Below are 19,378 nucleotides of genomic sequence, written 5' to 3' on the forward strand. Positions count from 1 at the left end.
CCGTGTTTGGCCTTGCGTACTGCTGCTTTTATGCGTCTTGCCGACGCCTGCGGTTCGAGCCGCGTTTGCAGCTATTGTGCACGATATCGCGTTAGCAAAATAGCTGTTTAGTTCGAACGCTTAAAGCTGTGCCGCCACCTGCTTCGCCGACTGCGTCATATCGATGCCGCGACGCTCGCGGCTGAACGGAATCAGCGCCGCGATCACCACCGCCACCACGCCGATCACCACGGCCATGACGAGCGCGTAGTTGTTGCCGTGAGCTTCGGCCGCGCTCGCCTGCAACGGACCGTTGACCGACGCGATCAGATTGCCGAGTTGATACACGAGACCGGGGAAGGTCGCGCGAATTTCGTCGGGCGAGATTTCGTTCAGGTGCACCGGAATCACGCCCCAGGCGCCTTGCACGGAAATCTGCATCAGGAACGCGCCGACTGCGAGCAGCACCGGCGTGGACGAGAAAGCCCACAGCGGCAGCACCGGCAGCGCGATCAATGCCGCGATGAAGATGGCGCGCTTGCGGCCGATCTTCTCCGAGATCCAGCCGAAAAACAGACCGCCGCACATCGCGCCGACGTTCAGCGTGATCGTGATGAGCGAGACCGTGTGTGCGTCGAACTGATGCTGGATGCGCAGGAAGGTCGGATACAGATCCTGCGAGCCGTGCGAGAAGAAGTTGAAGGCCGTCATCAGCACGATGGCGTACAGCGAGAGGCCGACGTTCTGCTTCAGCGTGGCGACGAGGCCCGGACGCTCCTTCTTTTCGAGCGTCTTGAAGGCGGGCGATTCCGGCACGTGAGCGCGCACGTAGAGCACGAGCAGCGCCGGCAGCACGCCGACGAAGAACATGCCGCGCCAGCCGATGTACTGATAGAACACGCCGAACACCACCGAAGCGAGCAGGTAGCCGCTCGGGTAGCCGGCCTGCAGCAGACCCGACACGATGCCGCGCGACTTTGGCGGCACGGTCTCCATGGTCAGTGCGCCGCCGACGCCCCATTCGCCGCCCATCGCAATGCCGAACAGGGCGCGCAGCACGAGCAGGGTGGTGAGATTGGGCGAAAAGCCGGACAGCAGTTCGAGCAGCGAGAAGCACGCGATGTTGACCATCAGCGTGGGACGGCGCCCGTATTTGTCGGCAAGCCAGCCGAAGATCAATGCGCCGACCGGGCGCATCATGAGCGTCAACATAATGCCGAAGGCGACCGCCGGTATTTTCGTATTGAATTCCGCTGCGATATCTTTCAATACGAACACCATTAGAAAGAAATCGAATGCGTCCAGCGTCCAGCCGAGATAGGCCGCGATCGTGACGTTTCTCTGTTCCCGTGTCCAGCTCATTGATTGTTCTCCTGAGTCTCCGAATACCCGTGTTCGACGACGGGCGGCTTTGCAACCCCGTGCGCCCCGTGGCGCGGGCTTCGAGGCAGTGTACGCCGACTGTTAAACGCTTGCATGAATGAACGGGGTTTTATCCGTATTAATCCCGACAGCAAAATTCATGCTTAATTCCAATGCATGGTTTATGTCGGCTTAATGTAATTATTGTATTGATTATGTTTGCAGCTCGATTCGTCATTTGTAATGCGAATTTGTTACCGGATTAGGTCGGCGAAAAGGTTTTGAATGCGGTGGTTTTTACGTGGCGGCTAGAAGGGTTACTCCTGAAATCCGGTGGCCGCGGCGCGAAGGCGCCGGTATAAAAGCGGCTCGTCATCCGCTGCCAAATCAACAAAAAAGGGAGATCCACGCATGACCGTTCCGCATCTTTGCCTGCTGATCGTTGCGCTTTTGCCATTTACATGGACCGTGCTGGCCAAAGCCAGCCGGCATTACGACAACGGCACGCCGCGCGCGTATCTCGCCGGTCTCGACGGTTGGCGCGGCCGCGCGCAGGCCGCACATCAGAACGCCTGGGAAGCGCTGGCCATGTTCACGGCGGCGATCGTCGTGGCGGGGCAGGCGGGCGGCGCGAGTCAATGGATCAACTGGCTGGCGATCACCTTCGTGGTCACGCGTGTGCTGCACGGCGTCCTGTACGTGGCGAATCTCGCGTCGCTGCGCTCGCTCGTCTGGTTCGTCGGCGTGGCGTGCGTGGTGTCGATGTTCTTCGTCTCGGCCGCCTGAGTCGACGCACCTGGCCCGCGTGCAGCGCATGTGGACCGTGGTTTCGCGCCTTATATGCTGTTTGCGCATCAGTCGAGCAGAAAAATCAATTTGACTCATGTTGCAGTGCTTCCTATTCTGTCCGTTATTCCTTCGATTTCCGGCAGAGCACGCGTCATGTCAGTCAAATCCATCACTACGAAGCCGGTCCGCCGTGAGCGCAGTCCCTTGACAGCGCTCGCTGTCGTCACTTTATTGACGGGAGTGGGCGCCGGTCTGGGCGGCATGCTGCTCGCTTTGCTGCTGCACGGCATTCAGCATCTGGCGTACGGCTACGGCGCGGCGCATCTCATCAGCAGCGAGAGCTTCCTGCAGGGCGTGACCGATGCGTCGCCGGAGCGGCGCGTGATCGTGCTGGTCGTTGGCGGACTGGTGGCGGGCCTCGGGTGGTGGGCGCTGTATCGATTCGGCCGGCCGCTCGTCAGCATTCGCGCGGCCATCAAGTCGGACGATCCGCGCATGCCGGTGTTGAGCACGACGGTGCATGCGCTGCTGCAGATCGTGACGGTGGCGCTCGGTTCGCCGCTCGGGCGCGAGGTGGCGCCGCGCGAGATCGGGTCCGCGTTGGCCGGCTGGCTTTCGCGGCGCGCGGGTCTGTCGGTCGCGGACAGCCGCATCATGGTGGCGTGCGGCGCGGGCGCGGGTCTCGCCGCGGTGTACAACGTGCCGCTCGGCGGCGCCGTGTTCGTGCTCGAAGTGCTGCTCGGCACGTTCGGCTGGAAGGCGTTCGTGCCGGCGGTGGTGACGTCGGCGGTGGCGGCACTGGTGGCGCAGGCGGGTCTGGGCAACGAGCATCAGTATGTCGTGCCGGCCATGACGTCCGATATGTCGCTCGTGGTGTGGTCGGTCGTGTGTGGGCCGCTGTTCGGCGCCGCCGCATGGGCCTTCACGTCGCTCATGAAGCGTTCGCGCGCTCAGGCGCCGAAAGACTGGCGCTTGCCGGTGTTGTCCGTGCTGAACTTTGCGATCATCGGCGTGCTGGCCATGCATTTTCCGCAGTTGCTCGGCAACGGCAAAGGGCCTGCGGGCCTCGCGTTCGACGGCGGCTTGAGCATGAGCCTCGCGGCCACGCTGCTGGTGTTGAAGGTCGTGATCACCGCGAGCAGTCTGCGCGCGGGCGCCGAGGGCGGCTTGCTGACGCCGGGCCTCGCCAATGGCGCGCTGCTGGCCATCGTGCTCGGCGGCGTCTGGAGCATGGTCTGGCCGGGGGCGTCCGTCGGTGCGTTTGCGATTGTCGGCGCGGCGGCGTTCCTCGCGGCGTCGATGCAGATGCCGGTGACGGCCGTCGTGCTGGTCTTCGAATTCACGCGCGTCGGTCAGGACTTTTTGATTCCCGTGCTGCTCGCGGTGGGCGGCTCGGTGTTGGCTTACCAGGCGTGCGTGAAATGGGCGCCCGCCTTGCAGAACAGTTTCGGATTCGGCTGGGGCGGAGCGGGCAACGTGCCGTGAGGGCCGTGTAACCGGCGTCCGGCATTGGACATCGACGGCCTTGCGGGCAATGCCTGCAAGGCCTTTTCCTTTTTGAGCGCCCATTGGCCGCGCAGATTTGCGGTCGATTCGCCTCTGCGACCCTCGATCGACGATCGCAGGAGAGTAGAATTCGCGCCGGGAAACATCATTTGCTAGCGGTTGCCTATTCAGCCCTATTTTTGCCGGGCGTTATGTTCTGGATTGCTGCCGGATCGTTCTCGCATTCCGACGAATGTTTGAGGAAATCGTGGCATTCGGGTCTCGGAAAACCGGACCTGACGATGGATATGACGGCTTCATTATTTCGAGCACCGTTTTTAGGATTCCATCATGGAAATCAAAGTCAACTTTCTCGACAAGCTACGTCTCGAAGCCAAATTCGACGACTTCACTGTCGTGGCCGATCAACCGATCCGCTATAAAGGCGATGGTTCGGCGCCGGGTCCGTTCGATTATTTTCTGGCTTCGTCGGCTTTGTGCGCGGCTTATTTCGTGAAGCTGTACTGCAACACCCGAAATATCCCCACGGAAAATATCCGTCTTTCGCAGAATAATATCGTCGATCCGGAAAACCGTTATCAGCAGATATTCAAGATTCAGGTCGAATTGCCGGCGGATATTTCGGAAGCGGATCGCCGCGGTATTTTGCGCTCCATCGAGCGGTGTACGGTAAAAAAAGTGGTGCAGGCCGGACCGGAATTCGTCATTGAAGAAGTCGAAAACCTCGATGCCGATGCCCAGTCCCTATTGACGCTCAAGCCCGAAGCCGGTGCGAGCACCTATATTCCGGGCAAGGATCTGCCGCTGGAACAAACCATCGCCAATATGTCGGCCATTCTGGCCGGCCTGGGGATGAAAATCGAAATCGCATCGTGGCGCAATATCGTGCCGAATGTGTGGTCGCTGCATATCCGCGACGCGCATTCGCCGATGTGCTTTACCAACGGTAAAGGCTCGACCAAAGAAAGCGCGCTGGCGTCGGCGCTGGGCGAATTCATCGAACGCCTGAATTGCAATCACTTTTACGGCGGTGCATTCTGGGGCGAAGAAATCGCCAATGCGGAATTCGTTCATTATCCGAACGAGCGCTGGTTCAAGCCCGGCCGCAAAGATGCGCTGCCGGCCGGCATTCTCGACGAATACTGCCTGGAAATTTATAACCCCGACGGCGAATTGCGTGGCTCGCATCTGTACGACACGAATTCCGGCAACGTGGAGCGCGGCATCTGTTCGCTGCCGTTCGTGCGGAAGTCGGACGGCGAAACGGTGTATTTCCCGTCGAACCTGATCGAGAATCTGTACGTCAGCAACGGCATGAGCGCGGGTAATACGCTGGCCGAAGCGCAGGTGCAATGTCTGTCGGAAATTTTCGAGCGGGCGGTCAAGCGTGAAATTCTGGAAGGCGAAATCGCCTTGCCGGACGTGCCGGCCGACGTGCTCGCGAAATACCCCGGCATTCAGGCCGGGATTCAGGCATTGGAAGATCAGGGCTTTCCGGTGCTGGTCAAGGACGCCTCGCTCGGCGGGGTTTATCCGCTGATGTGCGTGACCTTGATGAATCCGCGCACGGGCGGTGTTTTTGCTTCCTTCGGCGCCCATCCGAGTTTCGAGGTGGCGCTGGAACGCAGTCTGACGGAATTGCTTCAGGGCCGCAGCTTCGAAGGCCTGAACGATTTGCCTCCGCCTACTTTCGTCAGTAATGCGGTGACCGAATCGAATAACTTTGTCGAGCACTTCATCGATTCCAGCGGTGTCGTGTCGTGGCGCTTTTTCAGCGCCAAGGCGAATTACGAATTCGTCGAATGGGATTTTTCGGGCAAGGGCGAAGATTCAAATGCCGTGGAAGCCGCGACCTTGTTCGGCATTCTCGAAGGCATGGGCAAGGAAGTTTATACGGCGGTGTACGACCAACTGGGCGCGGTAGCCTGCCGCATTCTGGTGCCGGGTTATTCGGAGGTCTATCCGGTCGAAGATCTGATCTGGGACAACACGAACAAATCGCTGTTGTTCCGCGCCGATATCCTGAACCTGCATCGTCTGGACGACGCGAGTCTCACCGCCTTGCTCGACCGGCTGGAAAACAACGAGCTGGATGAATACTCGGATATCGCGACGCTGATCGGCATCGAATTCGACGAGAACACGGACTGGGGTCAGCTGACGGTCATCGAACTGAAGCTGCTGATCAATCTCGCCTTGCAGCAATTCGAGGCGGCGCAGGAACTGGTCGGCGCCTTCCTGCAGTACAACGACAACACGGTCGAACGCGGCCTGTTCTATCAGGCCTTGAACGTGGTGCTGGAAGTGCTGCTCGACGACGAACTCGAAATGGACGACTACGAGGCCGCCTTCCGCCGGATGTTCGGCAATGCGCGGATGGACGCGGTCATGGGATCGGTGGACGGCAGCGTTCGCTTCCATGGTCTGACGCCGACGAGCATGAAGCTGGAAGGTCTCGACCGGCATCATCGTCTGATCGACAGTTACCGCAAGTTGCATCAGGCGAGGGCGAAAGCGGCGCTTGTGCTGAGCTAGTGTGTGAGTCGCGGACGGACGCGTCGATGGCGTTCGTCCGCGACTTCAGGCGTGCATCGTGCGATGCCGCTGGCGTCGATAGACGAGGCCGGCGTGACGCAAGAAGCGCGTGCAAAACAAAAACCCCCGTAAGATTTGAATCTTACGGGGTTTCTCGAACTACTTCGGCTTACGCCGGAACAACTGATGGTGCCCAGGAGAGGACTCGAACCTCCACGGTGTTGCCACCGCTAGGACCTGAACCTAGTGCGTCTACCAATTCCGCCACCTGGGCACGTTTTCAAGCTAGACCGCTATTTTAGCGGGATGATGCAGCGTGTCAATCCCTACCAGCAAACTACACAGCGCTTTATCTACCGCCCGGTTATGTCGTTCAGCGAAGTCGAACTTCACTGCATGACCACCGTCTTGCCACCTCATGGTGCGATCGAAATAGACCCGAACGACCATAAGGCTTCACACTAAAAGTAAAGCCGCCCGAAGGCGGCTTTACTTTTGAATCTGGTGCCCAAGAGAGGACTCGAACCTCCACAGTGTTGCCACCGCTAGGACCTGAACCTAGTGCGTCTACCAATTTCGCCACCTGGGCAGGTGATGAACAACGAAGACCGCCATTATAGCGACCCGATCAGGCCTGTCAAGCCTTTCTCAAAAACTACCGGAGCGCGCCGACAACGAGGCTGCGTGAGCCTTCCCGCGATGTTCGCCGTCTCGGCCACAGCGACTATTGACGGGCCGCGTAGCGCGCAAGACGGGTGTTAGAATGCCTCGCAGCAGTGTGTTGGAACGGTGCACACGCCCGTCGGACTCAGCCTTGAACGAGCCGGACCCGAGTAGTCATTTGCAAGTGCAACTCAAGCGCGTCTCATGCGCTTCCTAAGCCGAGCCACATCGCCGACCGACGTCCATGCAACGAGAAAAAATCATCGACAAGCCCTTGAGCAAATTCCCGTATCCGATTCCAAGCCGCGAAGAGATCCTTGGCGTCCTGCGCACCAGTGAAGCGCCGCTTGCGGCCAACGACATCGCCGAAGCCTTGTCGATTAAGCGCCAGGAGCGCGAAGGATTTTTCAAGCGCCTCGGCGCGATGGAGCGCGACGGCCAGATCCGGCTCGATCAGCGCAATCTCTATCAACTCACTCACCCTTCGAACTTCGTCGCCGGCCGCGTGCAGGGTCATCGCGACGGCTACGGTTTCCTGATCCGCGACGACGGTCAGGACGACCTGTTCCTGCCCACCGGCGAGATGCAGAAGGTCATGCACAACGACCGCGTGCTTGCGCGCATCGTCGGTTATGACCGTCGCGGGCGTCCGGAAGGGCACATCGTCGAAGTCACGGATCGCGCCAACAAGCGTGTGATCGGTCGCCTGCTCAACGAGAACGGTGCGTTGATCGTCGCGCCCGAAGACAAGCGCATCGGCCACGACATCCTGATCAACCAGAACACCAAGAAGGCCAAGGTCGGCCAGGTGGTGGTGGTCGAGCTGACCGATTTCCCGAGCCGTCATTCGCAGCCGCTTGGCCGCGTGGTGGAAGTGCTGGGCGATATCGACGACCCCGGCATGGAAATCGAAATCGCGGTGCGCAAGTACGGCGTGCCGCACGAGTTCAGCCAGGCCGCGCTCGACGAAGCCGCTAAACTGCCCGACGAAGTGCGTCCGGTCGACGCGCGTCATCGCATCGATCTGCGCGACGTGCCGCTCGTCACCATCGACGGCGAAGACGCCCGCGACTTCGACGACGCCGTGTATTGCGAGCCGGTGCAGGTCGGACGCGGCGAGGGCTTCCGCCTGATCGTCGCGATCGCCGACGTCTCGCATTACGTGCTGCCGAAAAGCGGTCTCGACGCCGACGCGCTCGAGCGCAGCACCTCGGTGTACTTCCCGCGCCGCGTGATTCCGATGCTGCCGGAAAAGCTCTCGAACGGGCTGTGCTCGCTGAACCCGCATGTGGATCGTTGCGTGCTCGTGTGCGACATGATCGTCACGGCGCGCGGCGAAGTGAAGGCGTATCAGTTCTATCCGGGCGTGATCAATTCCGCCGCGCGTCTGACCTACACGGAAGTCGCCGCGGTGCTGAAGAACACCAAGGGTCCGGAGGCCGCGCGCCGCGCCGCGCTGCTGCCGCAGTTGCAGAACCTGTACGGCGTGTACAAGTCGCTGTTCGCGGCGCGTCAGAAGCGCGGTGCGATCGACTTCGACACCACCGAGACGTACATCGTCTGCAATGCGCAAGGCAAGATCGAGCAGATCGTGCCGCGCACGCGCAACGACGCGCACAAGCTGATCGAGGAGTGCATGCTCGCCGCGAACGTCTGCGCGGCCGACTTCCTCAAGCGCAACAAGCATCCGGGTCTGTTCCGCGTGCACGCCGGACCGACCGCGGAGAAGCTCGAAAATCTGCGCACCTTCCTGCGCGGCATGGGCCTCTCGCTGGCCGGCGGCGACAAGCCGCACGCGAGCGACTACGCCGCGCTGATGGCGCAGATCCGCGAGCGGCCGGACGCGCAGATGCTGCAGACCATGCTGCTGCGTTCGATGCAGCAAGCGGTCTACAGCCCGGACAACATCGGTCACTTCGGTCTCGCGTACGAGGCGTATGCCCACTTCACGAGCCCGATCCGCCGTTATCCCGACCTGCTCACGCACCGCGCCATCTACGCGATCCTGCAAGGCCGCAAGTATCAGCCCGAGCCGCCGCAAGGCGTCGAACTGAACACGGCGTTGTCGCCGCGTGCTCGCGCCATGCAGCAGTCCGACGAAGAGAAGCGTGGCCGCGCGCGCGCCAACAACGTCGCGATCTGGGAAGAACTCGGCCTGCATTGCTCGGCCAACGAACGCCGCGCCGACGAAGCCTCGCGCGACGTCGAAGCATGGCTGAAGTGCTATTTCATGCGCGACAAGCTCGGCGAAGAGTACGGCGGCATGGTGAACGGCGTGACGTCGTTCGGCATCTTCGTGCAACTCGACGCGCTGTTCATCGAAGGTCTCGTGCACGTCACCGAACTCGGCTCGGATTACTTCCAGTACGACGAGATCAAGAACGAGTTGCGCGGCGAGCGTACGGGCATTCGTTACCGGTTGTCCGATCGCGTGCGGGTGCAGGTGAGCCGCGTCGATCTGGACGCGCGCAAGATCGATTTCCGCCTCGTGCGCGATACGCCGATCAAACCGCCGGTCAATCGCGCGGCGCTGGCAGACAAATCGTCGGGCGAAAGCGGCGGTGCGCGTGTCCGTTCGCTGCCGCCGGTCGAGGGCGGCGCGCCGGGCGCGGGTGCGGGCGGTCGTCGCAAGAAGGCGGCGCCGGCACAAACCGCGGCGGTCAAGGAAGCGCGCGCTGCGCGCGGTGCGGCCAGAAAGCACGGCGCGCCGGTCAAGGCGGCATCCAAGACGCAGGCTCGCAAGAAGCGCTGAGCTTGCAGCAGGGCTTGAACCGCGCGCATCGGGTACGTCGCAACGTGCCGGTTGCGCGCGGTCTTCGTTTCATCGCGGGGAAGCTGCGCGAGCGCTGTCCCGGCAAGATTCAGCCGTTTCGTATTCATCACAGCAGCGCGCGTTCATGGCGCGCTCAATCAAAGGTTTTTCAGTCATGTCACGTCTCAAGGTTCTATACGGTTTCCACGCAGTGACCGCGCGTATGCGGCACGACGCGTCGACGGTCGAAGAGGTTTACTACGACGCGACGCGCAAAGACCGTCGCATGACCGAATTCCTGCACGCCGCAAAAGAAGCCGGCGTGCGCCTGATCGCGGCCGACGAAACGCGTCTGTGGGGTCTCGCGCACACGGAGCGTCACCAGGGCGTGGTGGCGCGCGCAACCGACATGCCGCTCGCGCAGAATCTCGCCGAGCTGCTCGACGGCATCAACGGCTCGCCGCTGATCCTCGTGCTGGACGGCGTGACCGATCCGCACAACCTCGGCGCCTGTCTGCGGGTGGCCGACGCTGCCGGCGCGCACGCGGTGATCGTGCCGCGCGACCGCGCCGTGGGTCTGAACGCCACCGCCGCGAAGGTGGCGAGCGGCGCGGCCGACACGGTGCCGTACATCACCGTCACGAATCTGGCGCGCGCGCTGCGCGAGTTGAAGGACGCGGGCGTGTGGGTGGTCGGCACGGCGGGCGAAGCCACCAAGAGCCTCTACGAGACCGAACTCGACGGTCCGGTGGCGCTGGTGATGGGCGCCGAAGGCGAGGGCATGCGCCGCCTCACGCGCGACACCTGCGACGTGGTCATGCAGATTCCGATGGCGGGCACGGTGGAAAGCCTGAACGTTTCCGTGGCGTCGGGCGTGTGTCTGTTCGAAGCGGTGCGGCAGCGGGCGGTGAAGGCCAAGGCGAAGTAATCGGGGTATCAGGCGGCGGGGCGCGGCGGCAGCGAGAAACTGCGCCGCGCCCTGTTTCGTTTACATGGCTGCGGTTTGCGCTTCGGCGTTGCTGGCTCAATTCACCGGCGCTTGTCCCGTCGCCATGATCGTGCTGAGTTTTGTGCCGCCGATCGATTCGCAATCGGCCTGTTTCGGTTCTGTCCACTGAACGGCGACGCCGCGCACCACCGGCCTGACCATACGCCACGGCCAGAAGCCGAAGCGCTGCGAGCCCGTGTAGTCGACAATTGCGTCGGCGCCGCGCAACTGCGCATCCTCGGCCATTTTCGGAAGGATATCTTCCACGCTCCCGTAGGTGCCCTTGCCGATCTTCAGGTTCCTGACGATCTTGTATTTCTGGCTGGCAGGCGGAAGGTGCGCGAAGAAGCAGAAGTTCGCGATACTGGCCGGCAGGTCGACTGGCACATGTGGTGACGCACCGGTAGAGGCGACTGGCTCAGCACCGGAGGCGGCGTCCGATGCCGATGTTATTGATTGCGCTGATGGCTCTGCGGCCACGGCGGCGGTTGACGCGGCGAGCGCCAGCAGAGTGGCGATCAGGCGAAGAGGAATGGTCCGTGTGTGGTTCATTGGAATAGTTTTAATGACGTGAGCGCAGGCTGGCTAGCCTGTCCAAATGATGTCCTTGCGACGCCTGGATATTAAGGTAGCGCAGCGAGGTTGGCTATATGGGGCGACCGGAATTGCACCATTCCCCGCTCACTCATCCGCCACTCCGGTAAACTCGTGTTTTTTACTGCTCGCCCGCATTCCCCATGACTCAAGACGAACTCAAGCAACTGGTCGGCCAGGCCGCCGCCGACTATGTCAACGCCACCGTACCGGAAGGCTCGGTGATCGGCGTTGGAACCGGCTCCACCGCGAACTGTTTCATCGACGCGCTCGCGGCCAACAAGGCCCGCTATCGCGGCGCGGTGTCGAGCTCGCTCGCCACCACGGCGCGTTTGCAGTCGCACGGCATCAAGGTGCTCGACCTGAACGAAATCGATTCGCTGCCGGTGTATGTCGACGGCGCCGACGAAATCGACCATGGCGGCGCGATGATCAAAGGCGGCGGCGGTGCGCTGACGCGCGAGAAAATCGTCGCGTCGGTGTCGGACGTGTTCGTTTGTATCGCCGACGCGAGCAAGCTGGTCGACACGCTCGGCAACTTCCCGCTGCCGATCGAAGTCGTGCCGATGGCGCGCACGGCAATCGGCCGGCGCATCACGGCGCTCGGCGGCGTGCCGGTCGTGCGCGTGACGAAGGAAGGCGTGCCGTTCATCACGGACAACGGCAACGAAATCATCGACGTCAAAGGTCTGCGCATCAGCGACCCGCGCACGCTGGAAACGCATGTGAACGCGTGGCCGGGCGTCGTGACGGTCGGTCTGTTTGCCGGTCGCGGCGCGAATCTGTGTCTGCTCGGCACGGATACGGGTGTCGAGACGATCGAATACAGCAAGGATTGAGCGGCTGTTCGAAGCAGGCCTGCTGGATGCCGCCGTATAACGGCATCCAGACCTCGGCCTGAATCTCCTTCAGGCCGCGTTCAACGCGCGGCTTGTCCGATGGCCTGCGTCATCCGCTGCACGTAGCGCTCCATCGAAAATTCGGTATGCGCGTCGATCTGCGCCTGCGTCGCGAGACGCTGCGCCATCGACGGATCGGCGCGCAATACGCCGATTGCCTCGGCCAGCGCGGCCACGTCGCCCGGCTTCACCAGCCAGCCGTTCTTGCCGTGCCGCACGATTTCCGTCACGCCGCCCGCGGCCGCGGCAATCACCGGCTTCACGGCGGCCATCCCTTCCACGATCACGCGACCGAACGGCTCCGGCTCCGTCGAGGTGTGCAGGATCACGTCCATGGCTTTCATCCACGCCGGCACGTCGTCCTGAAAGCCGGCGAAATGCACGCGGTCGGCGATGCCCAAGGCGGCCGCCTGATCGCGCAGTCGCTGCGCGTAGGCGTCTTCGCCGAACAGCGGCGCACCCACCAGCACGAGATGCGCGTCGGGCAGCCGCGCCAGCGCATCGAGCGCGACGTGCTGACCCTTCCACGGCGCGAGGCGGCCGAACAATCCTGCCAGCCACGCCTGCTCGGGCAGTCCGAGACGGCGGCGCAGGGCGGCGACATCGGTGCCGTCGAAACGCCCGAACGCGCCCGCGCCGATGCCGTTGTAGATCACCGGCACGCGTTGCACGTCGATGCCCGTCAGCGCCGCGAGCGAGTTGGCCGAAGCCTGCGAATTCGCCACCACCAGATCGACGGCGAAACGCACCAGCCATTTGACGACAGTCAGTTGCGCGCGCCCGAAATGCTCGCGCGTCAGTATGTCGTGCTGATACCAGATCACTGGTCTGCGATGCAGCGGCTTGCCGAGCGCGCCGAGCACCAGCGCCTTCTGCGTGTTCAGAAACAGCACGTCGAATGCACGCGCGCGCTGCGCGATCGCGCGGACCTGACGCAGGATGCCCGGCACCACGCGCAGACAGTTCAACCCCGACGCCTGCCGCACGATGCCCGAGACGCGCGCGTCGTTCATCACCTGCACGCGCGCGCCGATCGCTTCGAGCCGCGTACGGAACGGGCCGTCGGAAAGCAGCACGACTTCGCTGCGTGTCACACAGCTTCCCGCCAGCTCCAGCAGCGCGAATTCGGCGCCGCCGAGTTGTCCGCTCTGATCGACGAACAGCACGTTCGGCGTCGCGCTCACGTGAGCGGCGGAGGCCGCGGGTGGCGCGGACGGATCGAGCGCGGCGGGACGGCTGCTGAGCGGTAGCGAATGGGCGAGCGGTGTGGCGTCGATAGTCGGGCGCATAGAAGGGCGAAGTGAATGAATGGAGCGCTTCGCAACAGGCGAATGGCGAGCCTTCATTATTCGCGTACTGTCGCGCGTCGAATGTGGTCATACGCACGCACGACAAATGAAGCGGCACATACACTCTTTCCCATGACCAAAGGTCGTTTCTAATAAGTCGGGGGGAACATGAAAGTGGCGATCGTGCACGACTGGCTCGTCGCACCAGGCGGGGCGGAGAAGGTGCTCGAACAGATCATTGCGTGCTTCCCGGATGCAGATCTCTTCAGCCTCGTCGATTTTCTCGACGATCGCAAACCGCTTGGCGGCAAGCCCGTCACGACATCTTTTATCCAGCGTCTGCCGTTCGCTCGGCGTCGCTATCGCGCGTATCTGCCGCTCATGCCGCTCGCCATCGAGCAGTTCGATCTGTCCAGTTACGACCTCATCATCACCAGCTCTTATGCGGTGGCGAAGGGCGTGCTGGTCGGACCCGATCAGACGCATGTGAGCTACGTCCATTCGCCGATGCGCTACGCGTGGGACCTGCAACATCAGTACCTGCGCGAAGCGAAGCTGACACACGGGCCGAAATCGTGGGCCGTGCGCGCGTTGCTGCACTATCTGCGCGGCTGGGATTCGCATTCGGCGAACGGTGTAGACCGTCTCATCGCCAATTCACATTTCGTCGCGCGACGCGTGATGAAAACATACCGGCGCGACGCGGCCGTGGTTCCGCCGCCTGTCGACGTGCACCGCTTCGAAGTGTGCGCGCAGAAGGACGATTTCTATCTGACCGCGTCGCGCATGGTGCCTTACAAGCGCATCGATCTGATCGTCGACACCTTCAACGCAACGCCGCACCGCAAGCTCGTGGTGATCGGTGACGGCCCTGAAATGGCCGCGATTCGCGCGAAGGCCGGTCCGAACGTGACGATCCTCGGCTATCAGCCGTTCAAGGTACTCAAGGATTATCTGCAACGCGCGCGGGCTTTCGTGTTCGCCGCCGAAGAAGATTTCGGCATCGTCGCGCTCGAAGCGCAAGCCTGTGGCACGCCGGTGATCGCGTTCGGCAAGGGCGGCGCGCTGGAAACCGTGGTACCGATCGGCGAGCCGCATCCGACCGGCGTGTATTTCGCACGCCAGACGGTCGTGTCGATGCTCGATGCGATCGACCGCTTCGAGCGGCAGCGCGACCAGATCACGGCAGCGGCCTGCCGCGCGAATGCCGAGCGTTTTTCGGCGACGGTTTTCCGGCGCGCGTTCATGAGCGAAGTGACGCGCACGATCGCTGCCGCCGGTTTGCGTTATCGCGCGGGAGCAAGCGAGCGCGTCGAATACGAACGCTCCACCGAAGACCTCGCGTGGCCGGGCGAAGCAGTGAAGGGAAGCAGTTGGGGACGCTGAAGTAAGGAAGGTGCGGTTGTGCTGTCGCTGTACTGCAATAGGCCGTGGTCATTCGTTCCGGTGCCGTGCTTCGACCGGTTCGACTGACGTCGGCGCTGGAATCAATAAAGAGACATCCGGGTGCTCGCAATGCGTCGCTGAAAAGAAGTCCGGCGGCGCAGGCGAGCTTCGCGTATGCCCATAACGACCTGAAGCAGACCTTCGCGGACGTGGACGACGTGCCGCCGCCACACACGGCTTTCGACGTGGGCGGTCATCGTGGTCGGGAGCGTCGCGGCGATTCACTACAACAGGCAGTCGTAATTCGTGCGCCATGTACCGGCGCACGCTGAACACGACCTTTGGACGAGGAAGAATTTAAACTCATGAATGCCGATCGCCTTCCGGGAGCCTTTCCCGACATTGCCCAAACCTGGGCAAGCCTGCAGGCCGAACTGCCACTCACGCCTATTCGCAACGAGCAGGATTACCAGCAGATGGTGCGGGTTGCGAATTCGCTCGCCGATCATCTGAAGGGTCACGAGCAGGACCCGCTGGCCGATCTTCTCGCGATCGTCAGCGATCTGGTCGAGAACTGGGAAATCAGCCACGTGACCATTCCGAAAGCGGAGCCGCGCGAGGTGCTGCGGCATCTGCTGGAGACGCATGGCCTGAAGCAGAAGGACCTGATGGGAATCGCGTCGCCTACAGTGGTGAGCGATATTCTCGCGGGTCGCCGGGCCATCAGCAAGAAAGTGGCAAAGGCGCTTGCCGTGCGTTTTCATACGGACGTCAGCGCGTTTCTCTAAAGCTTGAAAGTACTGCTCGCCAGTACTTTCAACGCGTCCTCATCGATCCGCAGGCGGCAATCGGGCCGGCTGCGGATTCGTCGTTTTTCCGTTCCGCATTCGCTGATGTCTGGTTGCCGGTGTGTGGGTCGATGCGTGCTTATGATGGCTCGCCGGGTGTTCCGTAGTTCTTCTCTTTCCAGATCACGGGTAACAGGTAACAGGTAACAGATAACGAGGCTCATGAGCGGACCGCCATGAGCGCGATTTCGCTCGCGTGCGCCGTGGCATGACCGGACCTGTCCGCACCGCCAACGCCAACGCCAACGTAAAAAAAGGGCTGCGCCGTATTGCGGCGCAGCCCTTCACGTTACAGCGGTTCTTCTAATCGACGTCCCGCTTATTGCGGTGCCATCGGGTCGACCGGATCAGCGGACGAGTACGTATAGGCATACGCGTAATCGTACGTGCCGTAGCGGTTGCGGCTCTTCAGCGGCACGGCATTCATCACGCCGCCCACCACGCGCGCGCGGGCTCGGCGCAACTTCTTCAACGCCTCGGCCAGATGACCCTCGGTGTGCGCGCCGGCGCGCATCACCAGCACCGTCGAACCCGCGATGTTGGCGACCACGGCGGCGTCGGCCACGGCCAGCAGCGGCGGTGTGTCGACGATCACCAGATCGAACTCCTGTTCGAAGCGCGCGAGAATTTCACCAAATCGCGCCGACGTCAGAATCTCGGACGGATTCGGCGGATAAGCGCCCGCGGCGATGAAGTGCAGACCATCCACGCCGGTGGCGCGTGCGGCCACGTCCAGATCGACCTGACCGGTGAGCAGTTCCGTCAGGCCGCCGTTGGGCGAGCGTCCCATGTATTGCGCGAGGCGTCCGCGTCGCAGATCGGCGTCGATCAGCAGCACGCGCTTGCCGGATTCCGCGATCAGCGCCGCGAGATTGGCGCACAGGAAGCTCTTGCCGTCGGACGGCGCCGGGCTGGTGATCGCCACCACGCGATTGGGTGCATCGACGAGGCCGAACTGCAAGGTGGCGCGCAAGCCGCGCAAACCTTCGACCGTCGTGTCGTACGGATGCGTTTTCACGAGCAGCGGGCGCAGCGGCGCCTTGCTGGAACCGATCACGGTTTGCGTGCCTACCGGCGCGGCGGCCGTGGTGGCGCGCGAACGGATCAGTCCCATCAGACCGCCTGCCTTCGACTCGATGGCGCGCACTTCCGTCGGCGTGGAGCGTGGCGCCGGCAAGGCCGCGGCGCGCGCGGCGCTCAACTGCCGGTCGTTGCGTTCCTGTTCCGGGCTGAAGGCGATCGAACCGAAGATCGGCAACTGGAAGCGGCGTTCCACGAGTTCCGGATCGCTCACGCCGGTAAAGAACGTGCGACGGCAGATTGCGAACAGAATGCCGCCGACGATACCGAGCAACGTGCCCGCCGAAATGATGAGCGCCGATTTCGGACGCACCGGTTGCGAAGGCAGCAGCGCGTTGTCGATGATGTGCACGTTGCCGATGGTGCCGGCGCGCGAGATCGACAGTTCCTGCGTTTTGTTCAGGAGAGCCACGTAGATTTCTTCGGCAACCTTCGCGTCGCGTTGCAAGGCGAGGGCGTTGCGCTCGGAACTCGGCAGCGCGGCGAAGCGGCTTTCGAACGTGGCTTTTTCGCGCGACATGGCCGCGATTTGCGCGTCGACCTGTTGCACGTCGCGACTCGCTTCCGTGAAGCGCAGCAACAACTGCGAACGCTGGATACGCAACGCGGCGATCTGCTTTTCGTAGTCGAGGCCGCCGGCGAGATAGAGTCCCGCTTCCTGGGTCGGCTGGAACGAAGCCGAGCCGACACGCGACTGATACTCCGACAGCGCCGTTTCGGTCTTCTTCACTTCGGCCCGCAGACGCGGCAGTTCGCCGCTCAGAAAGCTGAGCATGCGGCTCGCTTCTTCCTGGGCGCGCTCGGTGCGCTGTTTCAGATACGAAGCCGCCACCGCGTTGGTGATGTCGGTGATCGCATGCGGATCGGCGCCCATGTACGACAGCTGCACGACACCTGTGTCACGGCCTTTCTCGCTGACCTGCAGGCCGGACGACAGCGCCGAGACGGCGTCGAGCTGGTTGAAGCGCGTCACGTAGAACTCGGTGCCGGGATTGGCCACCAGCGTCTTCACGAACAGCGTGACACCGTTGCCGCTCGCTTCCTGACCGGCCACGCCGGTGAGAAGCTGCTCGCCGAACGGGTCGGTGACTTCGTAGCGGTTGTCGCCGAGCGCACGCAGCGTCAGACGCGTGCCTTCGAGCGATTTCGGCACGGTGATGGAGTCGACCGCGAACTGCTCGCCGCCCCATGCATACGAACGCATGCCGAAGCCCGCGCCGAGCGGATGACCCGGACGCGCGAACAACGCGGAGATCTTGCCGAGCACCGGCATGGTCTTCGCGGTCGCGCTGAAGTTCAGCTTGAACTGTTCGACCACCGGCTCGACCACCGCGCGGCTCTTGATGATTTCAATTTCCGCGTCGGTCTGCACCGGTCCGGACTGCGGCACGACCGAGGGCGTGTTCTGCGGCGGCGCGTTGTTGCCGGTTTGCGCGTCGACCTGAAGCAGGGCGTCGGCGGAATAGATCGGCGTGGCGACGCGCGTGTAGAGCACGGCCGCGAGAATCACGCAGGCGGCAATGCCGACTACCCACCAGATCTGTTCGAGTACGACGCGCAGCATGTCGCGCATCACGGCGTCTTCGTCGCTGGCGGGCGCCGGTCGGTGGTCCAGCATGTCATAGGTACTCATGGCGTCACTCCGTCACGGAACTGCGCTTGACGGGCGCAATGAGATACGGCCGCGAGCCTGGCGGCAATCGTTTTGATGGTCATCGTTTGGTCCCTCGCGTGAAGCAGCGCTGTATTGGGTTAGCGCGCCGCTTCCTGCCATGCCCCGCGCATCGCGCGTAAACCGACTCGCCATTTGCGAAGCGCAAGTGCCACGCCGCCGCGTTCGAATGCCAACGACAATGCACGCAGGAACCCCGGGTCCGCGCGATCGCCGATCAGCGTCGAGTAAGCGACGAACGCCCATCGGCCGGGTGGCGTCAGGTATTCGCACATGATGAGTCGGAGATTGAAAGACGCGTTATAGAAAGCCGCGTCGTTGAATGAAAAACGCTGGTCTTCATCGCTGCGTTGAGCCGGGAAGTGCTCCACCAGCAGCGAAGGGTCGTAAATCAGGGTCCAGCCGCGCCGTTCGATGTCGAGACTGAAGCCCATTTCGCAATGGACCTGGGCGCCGGTGCCGCGCAGTCGCGCGTCGAAGCGCAAGGTGCCGATCGCTTCGCGGCGAAACGCCATGTTCACGCCCTTGAGCACCTGCACTTCGCGCGGGCCGCCATGACCGATATGGTGATTGCCGATGGCGCGGCCATACCAGCGCACCAGTCCCACGCGCGGCTTTTGCCCCTGCAGGATGCCGTTGCGTTCGTGCACGATGTCGCGTCCGCCGAGACCGCCGAGCGCTGCGTCGTTCTCGAAGGCGAGCGCGATCCGCTCGATCCAGTCGGGATGCGGGGCGGCGTCGTCGTCGGTGAAGCAGAGCACGTCGCCGCTCGCGCTTTCGATGCCGAGGTTATAGGCGGCCACCACGCCGGGCGTCTGCACGAGCACGAGCCACAGGCGCGTATCGGGGCGGCTGGCTTCGCGTGTGCGCAGCCAGTCGAGCGTGGCGTAATCGTCGTGGCGCGCGATCACGATCACTTCGTCGGCACGGCGGCGTTGCGCGTCGAGCGCGGCGAGGCAGCGAGCGAGATCAACGGTGCGCCGGTAGGTCGGCACGATCACGGAGACTTTCACGGGCGTTTCCCGAGTTGGCATGG

General features: G+C 62.7%; 13 protein-coding genes and 2 tRNA genes. 8 read left to right on the forward strand and 7 right to left on the reverse strand.

Translation table 11 applies throughout. From position 1 onward, the window contains the following. Positions 1 to 120: 120 nt before the first annotated feature. Positions 121 to 1,341, reverse strand: a complete 1,221-nt coding sequence (locus tag P3T18_RS18265) for an MFS transporter (RefSeq protein WP_429301366.1) — start codon at positions 1,339 to 1,341, stop codon at positions 121 to 123. A 411-nt stretch (positions 1,342 to 1,752) separates the two neighbouring features. Between P3T18_RS18265 and P3T18_RS18270 the strand changes: the two genes are divergently transcribed. The 3 genes from P3T18_RS18270 (at position 1,753) to P3T18_RS18280 (ending at position 6,171) form a co-directional block, all read left to right on the forward strand. Further along, the gene (locus P3T18_RS18270) at positions 1,753 to 2,127 is read left to right on the forward strand and encodes an MAPEG family protein (protein WP_429301367.1); all 375 of its coding nucleotides are present in this window, start codon (positions 1,753 to 1,755) and stop codon (positions 2,125 to 2,127) included. 156 nt (positions 2,128 to 2,283) lie between these two features. Further along, on the forward strand, positions 2,284 to 3,615 hold the full coding sequence (locus P3T18_RS18275) for a chloride channel protein (protein ID WP_429301368.1): 1,332 nt from the start codon (positions 2,284 to 2,286) through the stop codon (positions 3,613 to 3,615). Between the two features lie 351 nt (positions 3,616 to 3,966). Continuing rightward, positions 3,967 to 6,171 carry an OsmC domain/YcaO domain-containing protein gene (locus P3T18_RS18280; protein ID WP_429301369.1) on the forward strand — a complete coding sequence of 735 codons (2,205 nt, stop codon included), beginning with the start codon at positions 3,967 to 3,969 and terminating at the stop codon, positions 6,169 to 6,171. A 187-nt stretch (positions 6,172 to 6,358) separates the two neighbouring features. Here the strand turns inward: P3T18_RS18280 and P3T18_RS18285 are convergent. Then, a tRNA-Leu gene (locus tag P3T18_RS18285) sits at positions 6,359 to 6,445 on the reverse strand. A 228-nt stretch (positions 6,446 to 6,673) separates the two neighbouring features. After that, positions 6,674 to 6,760: transfer RNA gene (locus P3T18_RS18290), tRNA-Leu, on the reverse strand. Between the two features lie 318 nt (positions 6,761 to 7,078). Here P3T18_RS18290 and rnr point away from each other — a divergent pair. After that, complete coding sequence (gene rnr, locus P3T18_RS18295) at positions 7,079 to 9,586, forward strand: ribonuclease R (protein ID WP_429301370.1); 2,508 nt, start codon at positions 7,079 to 7,081, stop codon at positions 9,584 to 9,586. Between the two features lie 175 nt (positions 9,587 to 9,761). Further along, positions 9,762 to 10,514 (forward strand): 23S rRNA (guanosine(2251)-2'-O)-methyltransferase RlmB, encoded by a 753-nt coding sequence (gene rlmB / locus P3T18_RS18300; protein WP_429301371.1) that lies wholly within the window; start codon positions 9,762 to 9,764, stop codon positions 10,512 to 10,514. 96 nt (positions 10,515 to 10,610) lie between these two features. Here the strand turns inward: rlmB and P3T18_RS18305 are convergent, their stop codons facing one another. Further along, entirely contained in the window at positions 10,611 to 11,126 is a 516-nt protein-coding gene (locus P3T18_RS18305) for a hypothetical protein (protein ID WP_429301372.1), read from the reverse strand. Positions 11,127 to 11,311: 185 nt separating this feature from the next. On the opposite strand from P3T18_RS18305, the gene rpiA reads away from it, so the two are divergent. Continuing rightward, positions 11,312 to 12,007: a ribose-5-phosphate isomerase RpiA gene (gene rpiA / locus P3T18_RS18310; RefSeq protein WP_429301373.1), complete on the forward strand. Its 696-nt coding sequence runs from the start codon at positions 11,312 to 11,314 to the stop codon at positions 12,005 to 12,007. An 80-nt stretch (positions 12,008 to 12,087) separates the two neighbouring features. On the opposite strand, the gene P3T18_RS18315 is transcribed toward rpiA, so the two are convergent. Next, entirely contained in the window at positions 12,088 to 13,356 is a 1,269-nt protein-coding gene (locus tag P3T18_RS18315; protein ID WP_429301374.1) for a glycosyltransferase, read from the reverse strand. A 168-nt stretch (positions 13,357 to 13,524) separates the two neighbouring features. On the opposite strand from P3T18_RS18315, the gene P3T18_RS18320 reads away from it, so the two are divergent. Both P3T18_RS18320 and P3T18_RS18325 read left to right on the forward strand, forming a co-directional pair. Next, positions 13,525 to 14,742: a glycosyltransferase family 4 protein gene (locus P3T18_RS18320; protein ID WP_429301375.1), complete on the forward strand. Its 1,218-nt coding sequence runs from the start codon at positions 13,525 to 13,527 to the stop codon at positions 14,740 to 14,742. A gap of 365 nt (positions 14,743 to 15,107) precedes the next feature. Beyond that, positions 15,108 to 15,530, forward strand: coding sequence for a helix-turn-helix domain-containing protein (locus P3T18_RS18325; protein WP_429301376.1), 423 nt, complete (start codon positions 15,108 to 15,110; stop codon positions 15,528 to 15,530). A gap of 379 nt (positions 15,531 to 15,909) precedes the next feature. Here the strand turns inward: P3T18_RS18325 and P3T18_RS18330 are convergent, their stop codons facing one another. Beyond that, the gene (locus P3T18_RS18330) at positions 15,910 to 18,303 is read right to left on the reverse strand and encodes a polysaccharide biosynthesis tyrosine autokinase (RefSeq protein WP_429301377.1); all 2,394 of its coding nucleotides are present in this window, start codon (positions 18,301 to 18,303) and stop codon (positions 15,910 to 15,912) included. A 119-nt stretch (positions 18,304 to 18,422) separates the two neighbouring features. Next, the gene (locus P3T18_RS18335) at positions 18,423 to 19,376 is read right to left on the reverse strand and encodes a glycosyltransferase family 2 protein (RefSeq protein ID WP_429301378.1); all 954 of its coding nucleotides are present in this window, start codon (positions 19,374 to 19,376) and stop codon (positions 18,423 to 18,425) included. Positions 19,377 to 19,378 lie beyond the last annotated feature (2 nt).

It is taken from the genome of Paraburkholderia sp. GAS199, assembly GCF_050436585.1.
Lineage (GTDB): Bacteria > Pseudomonadota > Gammaproteobacteria > Burkholderiales > Burkholderiaceae > Paraburkholderia.

Coding starts and splice junctions, on each gene's coding strand:
- P3T18_RS18270 (WP_429301367.1), top strand. CDS start 1,753: ATGACCGTTCCGCATCTTTGCCTGCTGATCGTTGCGCTTTTGCCATTT.
- P3T18_RS18265 (WP_429301366.1), bottom strand. CDS start 1,341: ATGAGCTGGACACGGGAACAGAGAAACGTCACGATCGCGGCCTATCTC.
- rpiA (WP_429301373.1), top strand. CDS start 11,312: ATGACTCAAGACGAACTCAAGCAACTGGTCGGCCAGGCCGCCGCCGAC.
- P3T18_RS18280 (WP_429301369.1), top strand. CDS start 3,967: ATGGAAATCAAAGTCAACTTTCTCGACAAGCTACGTCTCGAAGCCAAA.
- P3T18_RS18315 (WP_429301374.1), bottom strand. CDS start 13,356: ATGCGCCCGACTATCGACGCCACACCGCTCGCCCATTCGCTACCGCTC.
- rnr (WP_429301370.1), top strand. CDS start 7,079: ATGCAACGAGAAAAAATCATCGACAAGCCCTTGAGCAAATTCCCGTAT.
- P3T18_RS18335 (WP_429301378.1), bottom strand. CDS start 19,376: ATGCCAACTCGGGAAACGCCCGTGAAAGTCTCCGTGATCGTGCCGACC.
- P3T18_RS18275 (WP_429301368.1), top strand. CDS start 2,284: ATGTCAGTCAAATCCATCACTACGAAGCCGGTCCGCCGTGAGCGCAGT.
- P3T18_RS18330 (WP_429301377.1), bottom strand. CDS start 18,303: ATGAGTACCTATGACATGCTGGACCACCGACCGGCGCCCGCCAGCGAC.
- P3T18_RS18325 (WP_429301376.1), top strand. CDS start 15,108: ATGAATGCCGATCGCCTTCCGGGAGCCTTTCCCGACATTGCCCAAACC.
- P3T18_RS18305 (WP_429301372.1), bottom strand. CDS start 11,126: ATGAACCACACACGGACCATTCCTCTTCGCCTGATCGCCACTCTGCTG.
- rlmB (WP_429301371.1), top strand. CDS start 9,762: ATGTCACGTCTCAAGGTTCTATACGGTTTCCACGCAGTGACCGCGCGT.
- P3T18_RS18320 (WP_429301375.1), top strand. CDS start 13,525: ATGAAAGTGGCGATCGTGCACGACTGGCTCGTCGCACCAGGCGGGGCG.